The organism is Thauera phenylacetica B4P (assembly GCF_000310225.1).
In the GTDB taxonomy this organism is placed as follows: domain Bacteria; phylum Pseudomonadota; class Gammaproteobacteria; order Burkholderiales; family Rhodocyclaceae; genus Thauera; species Thauera phenylacetica.
In genome coordinates this window covers 1-17,787 of the sequence record NZ_AMXF01000075.1, presented here as the reverse complement: position 1 = coordinate 17,787, position 17,787 = coordinate 1, and the positions used below count along the sequence as shown (strand labels likewise).

The 17,787-nt window shown below is 66.8% G+C and carries 18 protein-coding genes and 1 tRNA gene; 1 reads left to right on the top strand and 18 read right to left on the bottom strand.

Features of this window, described 5'->3' with window-relative positions; all coding sequences use genetic code 11:
* From nuoG to C667_RS11290, 18 genes are all read right to left on the bottom strand, one after another.
* Positions 1 to 2,170: NADH-quinone oxidoreductase subunit NuoG (gene nuoG / locus C667_RS11375; RefSeq protein ID WP_004363486.1), on the bottom strand; the 2,170-nt coding region annotated here is incomplete at its 3' end.
* Positions 2,164 to 3,468 (bottom strand): NADH-quinone oxidoreductase subunit NuoF, encoded by a 1,305-nt coding sequence (gene nuoF / locus C667_RS11370; protein WP_004363484.1) that lies wholly within the window; start codon positions 3,466 to 3,468, stop codon positions 2,164 to 2,166. The genes nuoG and nuoF, both read right to left, overlap by 7 nt.
* Positions 3,469 to 3,479: 11 nt before the next feature.
* Positions 3,480 to 3,959, bottom strand: a complete 480-nt coding sequence (gene nuoE / locus C667_RS11365) for an NADH-quinone oxidoreductase subunit NuoE (protein WP_004363482.1) — start codon at positions 3,957 to 3,959, stop codon at positions 3,480 to 3,482.
* Positions 3,960 to 4,047: 88 nt separating this feature from the next.
* Complete coding sequence (locus C667_RS11360) at positions 4,048 to 5,301, bottom strand: NADH-quinone oxidoreductase subunit D (protein ID WP_004363480.1); 1,254 nt, start codon at positions 5,299 to 5,301, stop codon at positions 4,048 to 4,050.
* Complete coding sequence (locus C667_RS11355; protein WP_004363478.1) at positions 5,294 to 5,899, bottom strand: NADH-quinone oxidoreductase subunit C; 606 nt, start codon at positions 5,897 to 5,899, stop codon at positions 5,294 to 5,296. The genes C667_RS11360 and C667_RS11355 overlap by 8 nt, the downstream gene beginning before the upstream one ends.
* A 14-nt stretch (positions 5,900 to 5,913) precedes the next feature.
* The gene (locus C667_RS11350) at positions 5,914 to 6,390 is read right to left on the bottom strand and encodes a NuoB/complex I 20 kDa subunit family protein (protein WP_002926530.1); all 477 of its coding nucleotides are present in this window, start codon (positions 6,388 to 6,390) and stop codon (positions 5,914 to 5,916) included.
* Between the two features lie 3 nt (positions 6,391 to 6,393).
* Entirely contained in the window at positions 6,394 to 6,768 is a 375-nt protein-coding gene (gene ndhC / locus C667_RS11345; protein WP_004363476.1) for an NADH-quinone oxidoreductase subunit A, read from the bottom strand.
* Positions 6,769 to 6,875: 107 nt separating this feature from the next.
* Positions 6,876 to 6,960, bottom strand: a tRNA-Leu gene (locus C667_RS11340).
* A 65-nt stretch (positions 6,961 to 7,025) separates the two neighbouring features.
* A complete protein-coding gene (secG, locus tag C667_RS11335) occupies positions 7,026 to 7,376 on the bottom strand; it encodes a preprotein translocase subunit SecG (RefSeq protein WP_004363474.1) in 351 nt (116 codons plus the stop codon).
* 33 nt (positions 7,377 to 7,409) lie between these two features.
* Positions 7,410 to 8,144: a triose-phosphate isomerase gene (tpiA, locus tag C667_RS11330; RefSeq protein ID WP_039921338.1), complete on the bottom strand. Its 735-nt coding sequence runs from the start codon at positions 8,142 to 8,144 to the stop codon at positions 7,410 to 7,412.
* Positions 8,145 to 8,396: 252 nt separating this feature from the next.
* Entirely contained in the window at positions 8,397 to 9,161 is a 765-nt protein-coding gene (gene pstB / locus C667_RS11325) for a phosphate ABC transporter ATP-binding protein PstB (RefSeq protein WP_004363470.1), read from the bottom strand.
* A gap of 80 nt (positions 9,162 to 9,241) precedes the next feature.
* Positions 9,242 to 10,084, bottom strand: a complete 843-nt coding sequence (pstA, locus tag C667_RS11320) for a phosphate ABC transporter permease PstA (RefSeq protein WP_051174666.1) — start codon at positions 10,082 to 10,084, stop codon at positions 9,242 to 9,244.
* Between the two features lie 12 nt (positions 10,085 to 10,096).
* A complete protein-coding gene (pstC, locus tag C667_RS11315) occupies positions 10,097 to 11,059 on the bottom strand; it encodes a phosphate ABC transporter permease PstC (protein WP_039921336.1) in 963 nt (320 codons plus the stop codon).
* A 114-nt stretch (positions 11,060 to 11,173) separates the two neighbouring features.
* Entirely contained in the window at positions 11,174 to 12,214 is a 1,041-nt protein-coding gene (gene pstS, locus C667_RS11310) for a phosphate ABC transporter substrate-binding protein PstS (protein WP_004363465.1), read from the bottom strand.
* A 149-nt stretch (positions 12,215 to 12,363) separates the two neighbouring features.
* Positions 12,364 to 13,716, bottom strand: coding sequence for a phosphoglucosamine mutase (gene glmM, locus C667_RS11305; RefSeq protein ID WP_004363462.1), 1,353 nt, complete (start codon positions 13,714 to 13,716; stop codon positions 12,364 to 12,366).
* A 56-nt stretch (positions 13,717 to 13,772) separates the two neighbouring features.
* The gene (folP, locus tag C667_RS11300; protein WP_004363459.1) at positions 13,773 to 14,603 is read right to left on the bottom strand and encodes a dihydropteroate synthase; all 831 of its coding nucleotides are present in this window, start codon (positions 14,601 to 14,603) and stop codon (positions 13,773 to 13,775) included.
* A 99-nt stretch (positions 14,604 to 14,702) separates the two neighbouring features.
* Positions 14,703 to 16,595, bottom strand: coding sequence for an ATP-dependent zinc metalloprotease FtsH (gene ftsH / locus C667_RS11295; RefSeq protein WP_004363457.1), 1,893 nt, complete (start codon positions 16,593 to 16,595; stop codon positions 14,703 to 14,705).
* Between the two features lie 122 nt (positions 16,596 to 16,717).
* A complete protein-coding gene (locus C667_RS11290; protein ID WP_004363454.1) occupies positions 16,718 to 17,341 on the bottom strand; it encodes an RlmE family RNA methyltransferase in 624 nt (207 codons plus the stop codon).
* Between the two features lie 83 nt (positions 17,342 to 17,424).
* Here C667_RS11290 and yhbY point away from each other — a divergent pair.
* The coding region (gene yhbY, locus C667_RS11285; RefSeq protein ID WP_004363452.1) for a ribosome assembly RNA-binding protein YhbY at positions 17,425 to 17,787 on the top strand (363 nt) is incomplete at its 3' end.

The window sequence follows — 17,787 nt, the reverse complement described above, 5'->3', positions numbered from 1 at the left end:
CGAGCGCCGCGAGCGTGGCCGGCGCGACGCGCGCCGTGGGGGCCGCGGCATCGCGCGTCTTCTGCAGCGAGGGCGCGCGGCGCGCGATCGGGTCGGCGAAGTGGATCGGCACGTCGGCGACGCGCTCGAGCGCCCCGGCCGCGCCGGTGGCCGAGGAGACCACGATGCCCTCTACGCCATTGTCCAGCCGGCTGGCGAGATCGCCCGCGAGCGCTTCGGCGCGCACGGCCTCGGAGTCGGCCTGGGCGAAGCCCTCGAGCGCGAGCAGGTTGCCGAGCACACGCAGCACCTTCCAGCCCGGACGCACGTCGGCGAAGGGCTTGGCCACCGCCGTGAAGCTCTGCGCCCGGCCTTCGCAGTTGACGAAGGTGCCGGAAGTCTCGGTGAAGGGGGCGATCGGCAGCATCACATCCGCGACCTGGCGCAGCGAAGGCGAGTCGAAGCTCGTGAGCGCCACCACCAGTTGTGCACCGTCGAGGGCCGCCATCGCCGCCGCCGGATTGGCGTGGTCGAGTTCGGGCTCGAGGTTCAGGGTCACGTAGGCCTTGCGCGCCTGCTCGATCATCGCGGCGGCGTTCAGACCACCGTCACCAGGGACCGCGCCGGCAAGGTAGCCGCCAACGCTGTTGGCGGCCTCGCCGATGAAGCCGAAGCTGCCGTCGGTGAGACGGGCGATCTCCTGCGCGAGCATCTGCAGCTCGGAGGCGCGGGCGTGCTGCGCGGCGAGGTTGCCGAGCCACACGGCGACCTTGCGGCCGCTCGCGAGGCTCTGCGCGATCGCGAGCGCTTCGTCGCTCACCGCCTCGGGCAGCTTGCCGAGCAGCGCGACGCTCACATCGGCGCCCTTCTCCTTCGCCAGCGCGACCACGACCTGGCCGAGCGTGGCGACCATCGCCGACGGCGCAACCAGCGCGCGGTTGCGTACCGGGACAAGCCACTCTTCGGCGTTGGGGCCGACGGCGCTCACGTGCAGGCCCTTCTTGGCGGCCTGGCGCACGCGCTGTGCCAGCAGCGGCGCGTCCTTGCGCAGGAAGCTGCCGACCACGAGCAGGCGGGTGAGGTCCTTGACGCCGGCGATCGGCATCCCCAGCCACGGTGCGCCGGCGCGCTTGCCGTCGGCACGGAAGTCGGCCTGGCGCAGGCGGAAATCGATGTTCTCGCTACCGAGCCCGCGCATCAGCTTCTGCAGCAGGTAAAGCTCCTCGATCGTGGCGTGCGGCGAGGCCAGCGCGCCGATCGAGGCGGCGCCATGATCACGCTCGATGCCGCGCAGGCCGGTGGCGACGAACTCGAGGGCGGCCTGCCACTCGACCTGCTTCCACTGCCCGCCGTGGCGGATCATCGGCGCGCCGAGACGCTGCTCGCTGGACAGGGCCTCGTAGGAGAAGCGGTCCTTGTCGGACAGCCAGCACTCGTTGACGTCTTCGTTCTCGAAGGGCAACACGCGCTTGACCACGTCGTGCTTGGTCTGGACGATCAGGTTGGCGCCGAGGGAGTCGTGCGGGCTCACCGACTTGCGGCGGGAGAGCTCCCAGGTGCGCGCGGCGAAGCGGAAAGGCTTCGAGGTCAGCGCACCGACCGGGCAGAGGTCGATGATGTTGCCGGAGAGCTCGGAATCGACCGTCTTCTCGATGAAGGGCATGATCTCCGCGTGCTCGCCGCGGAAGGCCTGGCCGAGCTCCATCTCACCGGCGATCTCGGTGGTGAAGCGGACACAGCGCGTGCAGTTGATGCAGCGCGTCATGTCGGTCGACACCAGCGCGCCGAGGTTCTTGTTGAACACCACGCGCTTCTCTTCCTGGTAGCGCGAGGCGGTCGAACCGTAACCCACCGCGAGGTCCTGCAGCTGGCACTCGCCGCCCTGGTCGCAGATCGGACAGTCGAGCGGGTGGTTGATCAGCAGGAACTCCATCACCCCCTTCTGCGCCTTCACGGCGAGCTCGGAGTGGGTCCAGACCTTCATGCCGTTGGTAACGGGCGTCGCGCAGGCGGGCAGCGGCTTGGGCGCCTTCTCGACCTGCACCAGGCACATCCGGCAGCTGGCCGCGATGGACAGCTTCTTGTGGTAGCAGAAGTGCGGAATGTAGGACCCGGCAACCGCTGCAGCCTCGATCACCGTGCTGCCGTCGTTGACCTGGACCTGCTTGCCGTCGATTTCGATCTCTAGCATGACGGGCTCACGTAGATTTGACTGCCAGCGCGCTGCACTTCGGGCGGCACGAGGCACTTCTTGTTTTCGATGTGGTATTCGAACTCGCTGCCGAAGTGCTTGACGAAACTCTGCACCGGCATCGAGGCGGCGTCGCCGAGGGCGCAGATCGTGCGGCCCATGATGTTGGTGGTCACCGAGTTCAGCAGGTCGAGGTCGTCGGGCCGGCCGAGGCCGTGCTCGATGCGATGCACCACGCGGTACAGCCAGCCGGTGCCCTCGCGGCAGGGCGTGCACTGGCCGCAGGACTCCTCGAAGTAGAAGTAGGACAGGCGCTCGAGGGCCTTGACCATGCAGGTGGTCTCGTCCATGACGATGACCGCGCCGGAACCGAGCATCGATCCCGCCTTGGAGATCGAGTCGTAGTCCATCGTGCAGTCCATCATCACGCTGCCGGGAACGACCGGCGCGGACGAGCCGCCGGGGATGACCGCCTTGATCTTGCGCCCGCCGCGCATGCCGCCGGCCATCTCGAGCAGCTCGGCGAAGGGCGTGCCGAGCGGGATCTCGTAGTTGCCCGGGCGATTGACGTGGCCCGAGACCGAGAACAGCTTCATGCCGCCGTTGTTGGGCTTGCCGAGATTCAGGAAGGCCTCGCCGCCCATGTTCATGATGAACGGGACGGACGCGAAGGTCTCGGTGTTGTTGATCGTGGTCGGCTTGCCATAGAGGCCGTAGCTCGCCGGGAAAGGCGGCTTGAAGCGCGGCTGGCCCTTCTTTCCCTCGATCGACTCGAGCAGCGCGGTCTCCTCGCCACAGATGTAGGCGCCGTAGCCGTGGTGCGCGAAGAGCTCGAAGGAGAAGTCGCTGCCGAGGATGTTGCGGCCGATGAAGCCGGCCTCGCGCGCCTCGGCGAGTGCCTCCTCGAAGCGCGAGTAGGTCTCGAAGATCTCGCCGTGGATGTAGTTGTAGCCACGCGCGGCGCCCATCGCGTAGGCGGCGATCGCCATGCCCTCGATGACGCTGTGCGGGTTGTAGCGCAGGATGTCGCGGTCCTTGAAGGTCCCCGGCTCGCCCTCGTCGGAGTTGCACGCGAGGTATTTGTCGCCCGGGAAGGAGCGCGGCATGAAGCTCCACTTCAGGCCGGTCGGGAAGCCCGCGCCCCCACGGCCGCGCAACACCGAGGTCTTGAGCTCGGCGATGATCGCGTCCTGCGGGATCTTCTCGGCGAGGATCTTGCGGAGCGCCGAATAACCGCCGCGGGCGACGTAGTCCTGGAGCCGCCAGGTGCGGTCGCCGTCACAGCCGGCGAGGATCATTCCTTGCGTGCTCATTTCTTGTCCAGCTCGGCCAGCATCTGGTCGATCTTCTCGGTGGTCATCCAGCTGCACATGTGATGGTTATTCACCAGCAGCACCGGGGCGTCGCCACAGGCGCCCATGCACTCGCCTTCCTTCAGCGTGAACTTGCCGTCGGGCGTGGTCTCGTTGAAGTCGATGCCGAGCTTTTCCTTGATGTAGTCCGCCGCATGGACGCCGCCGGACAGCGCGCACGGCAGGTTCGTGCACACGGTGATCTTGTGCCGTCCGACCGGCGCGAGGTCGTACATGTTGTAGAAGCTCGCGACCTCGAAGGCGGCGATCGGCGGCATGCCGAGGTACCTGGCCACGAACTCGATGAGTTCCTTGGGCAGCCAGCCCTTCTCGACCTGCGCGATCCGCAGCGCGGCCATGACCGCGGACTGCGTCTGATCGGGCGGATACTTGGCGATCTCTCGATCGATCTGTTGCAGCGATTCCTGGCTCAGCATGTCGTCTTGATCTTCCGGATAGCCTGCCGATTCTTGTTTGATACCGCGGCGCCCGCAGGCGCCCATCCGCTGTTGCGCGCGGGCGCGCTCAGCGGTCGATCTCGCCGAACACCACGTCCATCGTGCCGATGATCGCGACCACGTCGGCGATCATGTGGCCACGAGCGATGTCGTCCATCGCCGCGAGGTGCGCGAAGCCCGGCGCGCGCAGCTTCAGCCGGTAGGGCTTGTTCGCCCCGTCCGACACCGCATACACGCCGAACTCGCCCTTGGGATGCTCGACCGCCGCGTACACCTCGCCCTTGGGCACGTGCATGCCTTCGGTGAAGAGCTTGAAGTGGTGGATCAGCTCTTCCATGTTGGTCTTCATCGCCTCGCGAGAAGGCGGCGCGACCTTGTGGTTGTCGGTCATGACCGGACCGGGGTTCTTGCGCAGCCAGTCGATGCACTGCTTGATGATCCGGTTCGACTGGCGCATCTCTTCCATGCGGCACAGGTACCGGTCGTAGCAGTCGCCGTTCTTGCCGATCGGCACGTCGAAATCGACCTGATCGTAGACCTCGTAGGGCTGCTTCCTGCGCAGGTCCCAGGCGATGCCCGAGCCGCGCAGCATCGGGCCCGTGAAGCCCCAGGCCAGCGCCTGCTCCGGAGACACCACGCCGATGCCGACGGTGCGCTGCTTCCAGATGCGGTTGTCGGTCAGCAGGGTCTCGTATTCGTCGCAGTAGGTCGGGAAGCGGTTGGTGAAGTCCTCGAGGAAGTCGAGCATCGAGCCTTCGCGGTTGGCGTTGAGCTCGCGCACCATCTTCTCGTTCTTGAACTTGTTCACTTCGTACTTCGGCATGCGGTCCGGCAGGTCGCGATAGACGCCACCCGGACGGTAGTACGCCGCGTGCATGCGTGCGCCCGAGACGGCCTCATAGACGTCCATCAGGTCTTCGCGCTCACGGAAGGTGTACAGCACCATGGTCATCGCGCCGATGTCGAGCGCGTGGGTACCGATGTTGAGCAGATGGTTCAGGACGCGGGTGATCTCGTCGAACATCACCCGGATGTACTGGGCCCGCAGCGGCACCTCGACGCCGAGCAGCTTCTCGATCGCCATGCAGTAGGCGTGCTCGTTGCACATCATGGACACGTAGTCGAGACGGTCCATGTAGGGCACCGACTGCACCCAGGTGCGCGTCTCGGCGAGCTTCTCGGTGCCGCGGTGCAGCAGGCCGATGTGCGGGTCGGCGCGCTCGACGACTTCGCCGTCGAGCTCGAGCACCAGGCGGAGCACGCCGTGCGCCGAGGGGTGCTGCGGACCGAAGTTGATCGTGTAGTTGCGGATCTCAGCCATGGCCGACGTCCCCGTAATTCTCTTCGCGCACGATGCGCGGCGTGTTCTCGCGCGGCTCGATGCTCACCGGCTGATAGACGACCCTGCCCTGCTCCGGGTCGTAGCGCATTTCGACGTACCCGGAAACCGGGAAGTCCTTGCGGAACGGATGGCCCACGAAGCCGTAGTCGGTCAGGATGCGGCGCAGGTCCGGGTGGCCCGAGTACAGGATCCCGTAGAGATCGAAGGACTCGCGCTCGTACCAGTTGGCGCTCGGCCACACATCGACGAGCGAATCGATCACCGGGAAGGCGTCTTCGTCGGCGAACACACGGAGGCGCAGCCGCCAGTTGTGCTTGACCGAGGTCAGGTGGGCGACGGACGCGAAGCGCTTGCCTTCCCAGACCGCGTTGCCATACGCGGAGTAGTCGAGACCCGAGATGTCGATCAGCTGCTCGAAGCGCAGATCGGCATGGTCGCGCAGCTGGCGGGCGACGCGGGGATATTCTGCAGCAGAGACCTCGATCGTCACTTCACCGCGATCGAGCACGAGCGACTGGATCCGGTTACCGAAAACGTCGCGCAAGGTCTGGCTGAGGCGTTCTAGCTTGGCACTCATGTCTGGGACACCCGTCAGCGCGCAATCGTGTTCGTGCGCTTGATCTTGTTCTGAAGCTGGAGAATGCCGTAGATCAGCGCCTCGGCGGTGGGCGGACAGCCCGGCACATAGACGTCGACCGGCACGATGCGGTCGCAACCGCGCACGACCGAGTACGAGTAGTGGTAGTAGCCGCCGCCGTTGGCGCAGGAGCCCATGGAGATGACCCAGCGCGGCTCCGACATCTGGTCGTAGACCTTGCGCAGCGCCGGCGCCATCTTGTTGCACAAGGTGCCGGCGACGATCATCAGGTCGGACTGGCGCGGACTCGGCCGGAACACCACGCCGAAGCGGTCCAGGTCGTAGCGGGAACAGCCCGCATGGATCATCTCGACCGCGCAACAGGCCAGACCGAAGGTCATCGGCCACAGCGAGCCGGTGCGCGTCCAGTTGATGACCGCATCGAGCGAGGTGGTGACGAACCCCTCGCGGAAGACGCCCTCAATGCTCATGCATTACTCCCAGTCGAGTGCGCCGTTTTTCCACTCGACGATATAGCCAATAACCAGAACCGCCAGAAAAACCATCACCGAGCCGAATACGAACCAGGCGATTTCGCCGGCGGCGATGAACTCCTGGAAGACCGTCGCCCACGGAAAGAGGAAGGCGATTTCGAGGTCGAACAGGATGAAGAGAATGGCGATCAGGTAGTAGCGGACGTCGAACTTCATGCGGGCGTCTTCAAACGCCTCGAAGCCGCACTCGTAGGGAGAATTCTTTTCGGAATCGGGCCGATAGGGGGCGATGAGTCGCCCGAGGATGACGGGCGCAAGGCCGAAGCCGAGGCCGACGAGCATGAACATCAGGACGGGAAAATAATTTTCCAGCATGTCCGGAAACCCCCATTTGAAGTCCGCGGCGTCATTGGCGCGCCGCAATTATTGTTATTGCTCGGCTCTGCGTAGAAACGCCCGCTACTGCGGGCGTTCCCGGAATGTGGTGCCGACGATGAGACTCGAACTCATACGGCTTTCGCCACTACCCCCTCAAGATAGCGTGTCTACCAATTTCACCACGTCGGCGCTTCGTTCTGACAGCGCGATAATTATAAGTGTTTTCCCGCACTGCGCAAAGGGCTCGCAACCAATTATTTCGGGATCGACTGGGCCGGCGAGGACTCGACCGGCGCCGCCGGTGCGGGGGTCGTCGCAGGCGCCGTCTGCGCCCCTTCCATGACGCTGCCCGGAGCCGCCGGCTTGTTGCTGGCGAGGAAGCTCAGCCCCAGGCTGGTCAGGAAGAACACCGTTGCCAGCACCGCCGTGGTGCGGCTGAGGAAGTTCGCCGAACCCGACGCGCCGAAGAGGCTGCCGGATGCGCCGCCGCCGAATGCAGCACCCATGTCGGCGCCCTTGCCGTGCTGGACGAGCACGAGCCCGATCACACCGAGACCTACCAGCACATGCACGGTGAGCACGAGAGAGAAGAGATAGTCACCCATCTTGAATCCTGAAAGATACGAATCGTTGAAAACTCAGACCCCACCGGCCGCGGCGCGGCAGATGGCCATGAAATCCGCCGCGGCGAGCGAGGCGCCGCCGATCAGCCCGCCGTCGACGTCCGCCACGGCGAAGATCGCCGCGGCATTGTCCGGCTTGACGCTGCCACCGTAGAGGATGCGCACGCCCCCCGCCACGCCGTGCGCCTTCAGCCAGGCGCGGATCGCGGCGTGCACTTCGGCGACCTGCGCCACGCTCGCCGAGCGCCCGGTACCGATCGCCCACACCGGCTCGTAGGCGAGCACGATCTCGCCCATCGCCGCGCCCCCGAGCACCTCGCGCACCGCCTCGAGCTGGCGACCGATCACCTCCATGACCCGCCCCTCGTCACGCTCGGGGAGGGTCTCGCCCACGCAGACGATGGGCACCAGCCCGGCCCGCAGCGCCGCCCCGGCCTTCCGACCCGCCGTGGCGTCGTCCTCGCCGAAGAGCGCGCGGCGCTCGGAATGGCCGACGATGGCGTAGCGGCAACCGAATTCCATTAGCATGGCCGCGCTCACCTCGCCCGTGTAGGCACCGGCGTCGTACTCCGACACGTCCTGCGCGCCGAGGGCCACGCCCGCTGGCCGCTGCTGCGCCTGGGCGAGATAGGGATAGGGCACGCAGACGGCCGCTTCCGTCCCCGGGACCGACACGAGGCCGTCGAGCAGGTCGCGATTGGCGGCGAGGCTGCCGTTCATCTTCCAGTTACCGGCAACGAGTCTGGTCATGGGTCGGGGAATGTCCGGGGAGATAAACCGCAGGATTATAAGGCTTGCGGACGATCAGCCGCAACGCGCCCCATGTTTGCGCCGGATTTCCGCGTGTCGACGCGGCCCCGGCGCAGCCTTTCAGCACCTGCCGCAGCGGCGCTAAGACTCCGCCGGATGCGGGAAGCCCCCGCACGTCTTTCCAAGTAATCTTGAAACGTTGGTCGCAAAAAGGGCGGAGAAGGCGTACCGCGCCCTCTTCCGCCCGATCTGTCAGCCGAAGCGACCGGTGATGTAGTCCTCGGTCTCCTTCTTCTTCGGCTTCACGAACAGCTCGTCGGTTACCCCGAACTCCACCATCTCGCCCAGGTACATGTAGGCGGTGTAGTCGGAGATCCGCGCCGCCTGCTGCATGTTGTGGGTGACGATGACGATGGTGAATTCCTCCTTGAGCTCATCGATCAGCTCCTCGATGCGCGCCGTCGAGATCGGGTCGAGCGCGGAGGTCGGTTCGTCGAGCAGGATGACCTCGGGCTTCACCGCGATCCCGCGTGCGATGCACAGGCGCTGCTGCTGGCCGCCGGAGAGGCTCATGCCGCTCTGCTTGAGCTTGTCCTTGACCTCGTCCCACAGCGCCGCCTTGCGCAGCGCCCACTCGACGCGGTTGTCCATCTCGCTGCTCGAGAGCTTCTCGTGCAGCTTCACCCCGAAGGCGATGTTGTCGTAGATCGACATCGGGAACGGGGTGGGTTTCTGGAACACCATGCCGATGCGTGCGCGCAGCACGCTGACGTCGATGTCCGAGCCGAGCAGGTTGCGGCCGTCGAACAGCAGCTGTCCGTCGGCGCGCTGCTCGGGGTAGAGGTCGTACATGCGGTTGATCGTGCGCAGCAGCGTCGACTTGCCGCAGCCCGAGGGACCGATGAAGGCGGTGCACTTGTGGCGCGCCATCTTGAAGTTGATGTTCTTGAGCGCGTGGAACTTCCCGTAATAGAAGTTGAAGTCCTTGAACTCGATTTGCGCGTCGGTGATTTCCATTCTTTTCTCCAATCCCGGCCCGCACGAGGGCAGGCGCGGATTGCGTGCGGCGGATGCCGGGTTTGATCCTTGGTCGATCCTTAGTTCACTTTCTCGGCGCGCAGGAAGACGCGCGCGATGATGTTGAGCACGAGCACACCCATCGTGATCAGGAACACGCCGGCCCAGGCCAGCTCCTGCCAGTTGGTGAAGGGGCTCATGGCGAACTTGAAGATCGTGACCGGCAGGTTGGCCATCGGCTCGTTCAGGTTCAGCGACCAGAACTGGTTGGACAGCGCGGTGAAGAGCAGCGGCGCGGTCTCGCCGGCGATGCGCGCCACAGCCAGCAGCACACCGGTGAGCACTCCCGCACGCGCCGCACGCAGGGTGACCTTGGAGATCACCACGCTCTTCGGCGCGCCGAGCGCGAAGGCCGCCTCGCGCAGCGTGTTCGGGATCAGCTGCAGCATGTTCTCGGTGGTGCGCACCACCACCGGCAGCACAATCAGCGCGAGCGCGAGCACCCCGGACCAGGCGGAGAACTTGCCGGTCTGCGCCACCACCACCGCATACACGAAGAGGCCGATCACGATCGACGGCGCCGACAGCAGCAGGTCGTTGATGAAGCGGGTGGTCGAGCCCAGCCAGTGGTTGCGGCCGTACTCGGCGAGATACACCCCGGCGAGGATGCCGATCGGGGTACCGAGCAGGGTCGCGAGCACCACCATGATCAGGCTGCCGGCGATCGCGTTGGCGAGGCCACCCACGTCGGCCCCCGGCGGCGGCGTCATCTCGGTGAAGAGCGTCAGCGAGAGCCCCGAGATCCCGAGCTCGAGCACGGTCCACAGGATCCAGGCGAGCCAGAACAGTCCGAAGGCCATGGCGGACAACGAAAGCGTCAGCGCCACGCGGTTGGTCAGTTTGCGTCTAGCGAGAAGGTTCATGTCGGTCCCCGGTCAGCCCTTCGTACCCTCGCCCTTGGCGAGACGATTCAGCAGCAGCTTCGACACCACCAGCACGACCAGGGTGATCACGAACAGGATCAGGCCCAGTTCCATCAGTGCCGCGGTATGCAGGCCGGGGTCCGCTTCCGCGAACTCGTTGGCCAGTGCCGAGGTGATGCTGTTGCCCGGCGCGAACAGCGACGCCGAGTCGAGGAAGTTGGTGTTGCCGATCACGAAGGTCACCGCCATGGTCTCGCCGAGCGCACGCCCGAGGCCAAGCATGACGCCACCGATCACGCCGGTCTTGGTGTATGGCAGCACAACCCCCCACATCACTTCCCAGGTGGTGCAGCCGACGCCGTAGGCCGACTCCTTGAGCATCGGCGGGGTCACCTCGAAGACGTCGCGCATCACCGAGGCGATGTAGGGAATGATCATGATCGCCAGGATGATGCCCGCGGCGAGCAGGCCGATGCCGAGCGGCGCACCGGCGAAGAGCTTGCCGATCACCGGAACGTGGCCGATCGAGGACTGCAGGCCAGGCTGGATGTATTTGGCGAAGATCGGCGCGAACACCAGCAGGCCCCACATGCCATACACGATCGAGGGGATGGCCGCGAGCAGCTCGATCGCGGTGCCGAGCGGGCGGCGCAGCCAGGCGGGCGCCATCTCGGTCAGGAAGAGCGCGATGCCGAAGCTCACCGGCACGGCAATCAGCAGCGCGATCACCGAGGTGACGAGCGTGCCGTAGATCGGGATCAGGCCACCGAAGTCCTCCATCGGCGGGTTCCACGCGTCCGAGAACAGGAAACCGATACCGAAGGCCTGGAGGCTGGGCCAGGAGGCGTAGACCAGGGCAAGGATGATCCCGGCGAGCAGGATCAGGGTAAGCCAGGCGAAGGACTTCGCCAGGGTACCGAACAGTCTGTCGCCGAACTTCATCGAGGCCGACGACTTGAATCCGGTCGTTTGCATGGAGCCACCAGAAAGGGCGGCCGCATCTGCGCCGCCCCCCGCGGAAAGTTTGTGGCCAAGGGCCCCGGAGGGCCCTGGCTGGACGCTGGATCGAGCCACGAGGCCGACTCCGGCTTACTTGGCGGAGAAGACCGGGTTGCCGGCGCTGTCCTTCATCTCGCCCCAGGAGGCGCGGATCAGCTCGACGGTCGCCTTCGGCAGCGGCACGTATTCCAGCTCGAGCGCCATGTCACCGCCGTTCGCGTACGCCCAGTCGAAGAACTTCAGCACCTCGGCGGCCTGCGCCGGCTTGTCCTGCGTCTTGTGCATCAGGATGAAGGTGGCGCTGGTGATCGGCCACGACTTCGCACCCGGCTCGTTGGTCAGGATCTCGTAGAACGCCGACTTGGACCAGTCGGCCCCCTCGGCGGCTGCGGCGAAGGACTCGGCGCTCGGCTCGACGAACTGGCCTTCCCTGTTCTGCATGATCGCGTGGGAGAGCTTGTTCTGCTTGGCGTAGGCGTACTCGACGTAGCCGATCGAACCCGGCAGGCGCTGCACGAAGGCCGACACGCCCTCGTTGCCCTTGCCACCCAGACCCACCGGCCACTGCACCGCGGTGCCTTCACCGATCTTCTCCTTCCACTCGGAGGAGACCTTGGAGAGGTAGTTGGTGAACACGAAGGTGGTGCCCGAACCGTCGGCACGGCGGACGACGCCGATATCCTGGTCGGAGAGCTTGAGATCGGGGTTCAGCGCGACGATCGCCGGATCGTTCCACTTGGTGATCTTGCCGTGGTAGATCGCGGCGAGCACCTCGCCGGTGAGCTTCATGTCGCCGGGCTTGATGCCTTCGAGGTTGACGACCGGAACGACCGCGCCGATCACCGTGGGGAACTGCTGCAAACCGCCTTCCGCGAGCTTCTCGGGGGTCAGCGGCATGTCGGAAGCGCCGAAGTCCACCGTCTTGGCGCCGATCTGGCGGATGCCGCCACCCGAGCCGATCGACTGGTAATTCACGCGGTTGCCGGTGGCCTTCTGGTAGGCATCGGCCCACTTCGCGTAGATCGGCGCGGGAAAGGTCGCGCCAGCACCGGTGATGTCGGCAGCGTGGGCGCTGGCGGCGAACAGCACGGACGAACACGCGGCGACGGCAAACTTGGTGGAGAAACGCATGGTGACTACCTCGGGGTTGGAAGACTGAGCCCGTAAGGTAGCAAGCGATTGTTACAGCCACGTTGCGTGTCATCGAACGGGAAGATTTGCCCTCCTCCCGCTTGCGGACGGAGTCTTGCACCCCGTCCGCGGACCTCATGCCTGCAGAATCAGGCGATCGCTTCCTCGACCACGCCGGCGATCTCGCGCGCGAGGCGCTCGACCAAGTCGCCATCGCGGCCTTCCACCATCACGCGCAGCAGGGGCTCGGTGCCGGAGGGGCGCAGCAGCACGCGCCCGCTCTCGCCGAGCGTCTGCTCCGCCTTCGCCTGCGCCGTCGCGATCGAGCCGTCCGCGCGCCAGTCGAATCCGGCCGGCATGCGCACGTTGATCAGGCGTTGGGGGTAGAACACCAGGTCCGCGCACGCGTCGGCGAGGGAAAGCCCGCGCTGCTTGAGCGCGGCCAGCACCTGCAGCGCCGAGACGATGCCGTCGCCGGTGGTGTGGCGGTCGAGGCAGATGATGTGGCCCGAGTTCTCGCCGCCGATCTTCCAGCCACGCTCCTGCAGCAGCTCGAGCACGTAGCGGTCGCCCACCTTGGCACGCGCGAAGGGCGCGCCAAGGCGCTCGATCGCGTGCTCGAAGCCGAGGTTGCTCATCAGCGTGCCGACCACGCCGTCGAGGCGGCCCTCGGCATGGCGCGCGCAGGCCACCACGTAGAGCAGCTTGTCGCCGTCGTAGATCTCGCCGCGGTGATCCACCATGATCAGGCGGTCGGCGTCGCCGTCGAGCGCGATGCCGAGGTGGGCGCCGTGCTTGAGCACCGCCTGGCGCAGGTTCTCCGGCCGGGTCGCGCCGACGCCATCGTTGATGTTGAGGCCGTTGGGCTCCACGCCCACCGGGATGATCTCGGCGCCGAGCTCATGGAAGACCTTGGGCGCGATCTGGTAGGCGGCGCCGTGGGCGCAGTCCACCGCGATACGCATGCCACGCAGGTCGAGCTCGTTGGGGAAGGTGCTCTTGCAGAACTCGATGTAGCGCCCGGCGGCATCGTCGATGCGGCGCGCCCTGCCCAGGCGGGCGGAGTCCACGCAGCCCATCGGCTCGTCGAGGTGCGCCTCGATCTCGGCCTCGAGCGCATCGGGCAGCTTGCTGCCGTCGGCCGAGAAGAACTTGATCCCGTTGTCGTAGAAGGGGTTGTGCGAGGCCGAGATCACCACGCCGGCCTGCAGGCGCAGCGCGCGCGTGAGGTAGGCCACCGCCGGGGTCGGGATCGGCCCGGCCAGCATCACGTCCACGCCTGCGGCGGCGAAGCCGGCCTCGAGCGCGGCTTCGAGCAGGTAACCGGAGATCCGCGTGTCCTTGCCGATCAGCACCGCGGGGTGTTCGCCCGCGGGCAGCTTCTCGCGCGCGACCAGGGTCACCCCCGCCGCATAGCCCAGCCTCATCACGAACTCCGGCGTGATCGGCGCGTCGCCGACCTTGCCGCGCACCCCATCGGTACCGAAATACTTGCGCGCCATCTTCGCTCCAGCAGCTTTACAAAGCGCGGATTATGACACCCCAGGCGGTGCCTTGCTCAGCATCCGGTCACGGTCGCCTTCCAGACGGCCAGCACATCCCGGGTGGCGGCGACGTCGTGAACCCGAACGATGCCCGCGCCGTTCTGCACGGCGATCAGCGCGCCGGCGACGCTGGCGGCGAGGCGTTCGCCGACCGCGCGGCCGGTCACCGCGCCGAGCATGGACTTGCGCGACAGCCCGGCGAGCACCGGCAGCCCACCCGCGCCGAAACGCGCGAGCTCGCGCAGCAGCGCGTAGTTGTGCTCGACGCGCTTGCCGAAGCCGAAGCCGGGGTCGAGCACGACGCGCTCGCGGCCCACGCCCGCCGCCTGCAGGGCGGCCACGCGCTCGTCGAGGAAGCCGATCACCTCGCCCACCACGTCGGCGTAGCGCGGGTCCTGCTGCATGGTGCGCGGCTGGCCGAGCATGTGCATCACGCACACCCCGGACTCGCCCGCGGCGACCGCCTCGATCGCGCCCGGCTCGCGGAAGGCGTTGATGTCGTTGATCATGTCCGCACCCGCCGCGAGCGCGGCGCGCATCACCGCCGGCTTCACGGTGTCGATCGACAGCGGCACCTTCCAGTCGCGCGCGGCCTCGACGAAGCGCACCACGCGCTCGAGCTCCTGCGCCTCGGGCACCGGGTCCGACCCCGGCCGGGTGGATTCGGCGCCGATGTCGAGCATCTCCGCGCCCTCCTCGAGCGCGCGCTCGGCGCGCGCCAGCGCGCGGGCGAGATCGCCGCGCAGGCCGTCGCCGGAGAAGGAGTCATCGGTCAGGTTGATGATCGCCATCACCCGGGGCTGAGACAGATCGAGCCGAAAGCGGCCGCATTGCAGGACGGACATCGGAACCTCGTCGAGGTCGGGGCGTCCGCACGGGGCTTGCGGACGCAGGAATGAAAAGGGGCCGGTCTGGCCGGCCCCCGTGAAGCGGATCTGTCGAACTCAGGCGGCTGGCGCCGGCGCGGTGGGAGCCGCGCCCGGTGCATCGTCCTTCGGGCGGCTGGGCGGAACCGAGGCCGGCTTGGGCGGACGCGGCGGCCGGCCGGCCATGATGTCGTTCACCTGCTCGGCATCGATGGTCTCCCATTCCAGCAACGCGGCCGTCATCGCCTCGACCTTGTCGCTGTTCTCCTCGAGCAGGCGTCGCGCCAGCGAGTACTGCTGGTCGATGATGCGGCGGATCTCCCCATCGACCTTCTGCATCGTCGCCTCGGACACGTTGCGGTGCGTGGTGACCTGGCGGCCGAGGAAGATCTCGCCCTCCTCCTCGCCATACACCATCGGCCCGAGCGTGTCGGACATGCCCCACTGCGTCACCATCCGGCGCGCGAGGTCGGTGGCGCGGGCGAAGTCGTTCGACGCGCCGGTGGTCATCTGCTTCATAAAGATCTCTTCGGCGATGCGGCCGCCGAACAGCACCGTGATCGTCTGCAACAGGCGCTCGCGATCCTGGCTATAGCGATCCTCGGTCGGCAGCTGCATGGTCACGCCCAGCGCACGACCGCGCGGGATGATGGTGACCTTGTGCACCGGGTCGGTCTTGTCGAGCAGGCGCGCCACCACCGCGTGGCCGGACTCGTGGTAGGCGGTGTTGCGGCGCTCCTCCTCGGGCATGACGACCGAGCGGCGCTCGGCGCCCATCATGATCTTGTCCTTGGCGCGCTCGAAGTCATCCATGTCGACCAGGCGCTTGTTGCCGCGCGCGGCGAACAGCGCGGCCTCATTCACCAGGTTGGCGAGGTCGGCACCGGCGAAGCCCGGCGTGCCGCGCGCCAGCACCTGCGGATCGACGTCGGGCGCGATCGGCACCTTGCGCATGTGCACCTTGAGGATCTGCTCGCGGCCGCGGATGTCGGGCAGCGACACGACGACCTGGCGGTCGAAGCGGCCCGGGCGCAACAGCGCGGGGTCGAGCACGTCGGGACGGTTGGTCGCCGCGATCACGATCACGCCGGTCTGGCCCTCGAAGCCGTCCATCTCGACCAGCAGCTGGTTGAGCGTCTGCTCGCGCTCGTCGTTGCCGCCGCCGAGGCCGGCGCCACGCTGGCGGCCGACCGCGTCGATCTCGTCGATGAAGATGATGCACGGCGCCTGTTTCTTGGCCTGCTCGAACATGTCGCGCACGCGCGCCGCGCCTACGCCGACGAACATCTCGACGAAGTCGGAGCCGGAGATCGAGAAGAAGGGCACCTTGGCCTCGCCCGCGATCGCCTTGGCAAGCAGCGTCTTGCCGGTACCCGGCGAGCCGACCATGAGCACGCCCTTGGGGATGCGGCCGCCGAGCTTCTGGAACTTGGACGGATCACGCAGGAACTCGACCAGCTCGAAGACCTCCTCCTTGGCCTCGTCGCAACCGGCGACGTCGGCGAAGGTGATGGTGTTGGCGGACTCGTCGAGCATGCGCGCCTTGCTCTTGCCGAACGAGAACGCCCCACCCTTGCCGCCGCCCTGCATCTGGCGCATGAAGAAGATCCACACGCCGATCAGCAGCAGCATAGGGAACCAGGACACGAACACGCTGGCGAGGAAGGACTGCTCCTCTTCCGGCTTGCTGGCGTTGATCTGCACGCCGTAGCGCATCAGGTCCGAGATCATCCAGATGTCCTGCACGCCCGGTGTATACACCGTGATCGTGCGACCCTCCTGGGTGGTGGCCTTGAGCACCCGGCCGTCGACGGTCGCGCGCGCGATCCTGCCCGCCTTGGCTTCCTCCAGGAACTGGGAGTATTCCATGGTGCTGGTCGGCGTCTGGCGCGTGTTGAACTGGTTGAATACGGTCATCAGCACGACACCGATGACCATCCAGATCGCGAGATTCTTGAAGAGATTGTTCAACGTTCTGTTCCCCGAAAGCCATTGCGGCCTGTACGCGACTGACCGATTCTAGTGGCGAATGTTCCCATGGGCAAACCAATGGAGCGCATAGCGCGGCCCAATCGCTCCCCCGGCAAGCCGGTTCAGGGCCGGCGCGGCCCCTTGCCGAGCAGATAGACCTCGGCGCTGCGGTCGCGCGAGGCCTTGGGCTTGCGCACCTGCACCGAGGCGAACGCCGCTTCCATCTGCTTGCGAAACTCCATGAAGCCCTCGCCCTGGAACACCTTGACCACAAACTGCCCGCCCGGCTTGAGGTGACGCGCCGCGAAATCGAGCGCCAGCTCGCAGAGATTGACCGAACGTGCCTGGTCGACCGTCGCGACCCCGGAAAGGTTCGGCGCCATGTCCGAAAGCACCACGTCGACGCTCGCGCCGCCGAGGCGCGACTCAAGCTCCTCGAGCACCGCGTCCTCGGTGAAGTCGCCGAGCAGGAAATCCACCCCCGCCACCGGCTCCATCGGCAGCAGATCGAGGGCGAAGATGCGCGCCTTCGGGCCGCAGCGCCTGACCGCGACCTGGCACCAGGAGCCGGGCGCCGCGCCCAGATCCACCACCACCGCGCCGGGCCGCAGCAGGCGGTCGCGCTCGTCGATCTCGAGCAGCTTGAAGGCGGCGCGCGCACGATAGCCCTCGGCCTGGGCGCGCTGCACCCAGGGATCGTTCACATGATCGTGCACCCAGGCACGGCTGGTCTTGTTCTTCTTCATCCCTTGCTCCATCCGCGACGGCCATGCATGGCACGCACGGGGTAGAATCCGCGTCCCGGGCTTCACCCATCCAGAGATTTGCAATGACCGAGCTTACCCCGGCCGAGCGCAGCGACCTTCGCGCCCGCGCCCACCACCTGAATCCCGTCGTGACCGTCGCCGGCAACGGCCTCACGCCGGCCGTCCTCGCCGAGATCGAGCGCGCCCTGCAGGCGCACGAGCTCATCAAGGTCAAGGTCCAGGGCGCCGAACGCGAGCAGCGCGAGGCCTTGATGCAGGAGCTGTGCACCGCGGTGGACGCCGCCCCGGTGCAACACATCGGCAGCATCCTCGTCGTGTGGCGCGCACGCCGCGAGGACGAGAAGACCGCCGCGCCCGCCGAGAAGAAGCCGGCGCGCGCCTCCACCGCCAAGTCGGCCGCGGCCTTCGCCGCCGCTGCGCGTCGC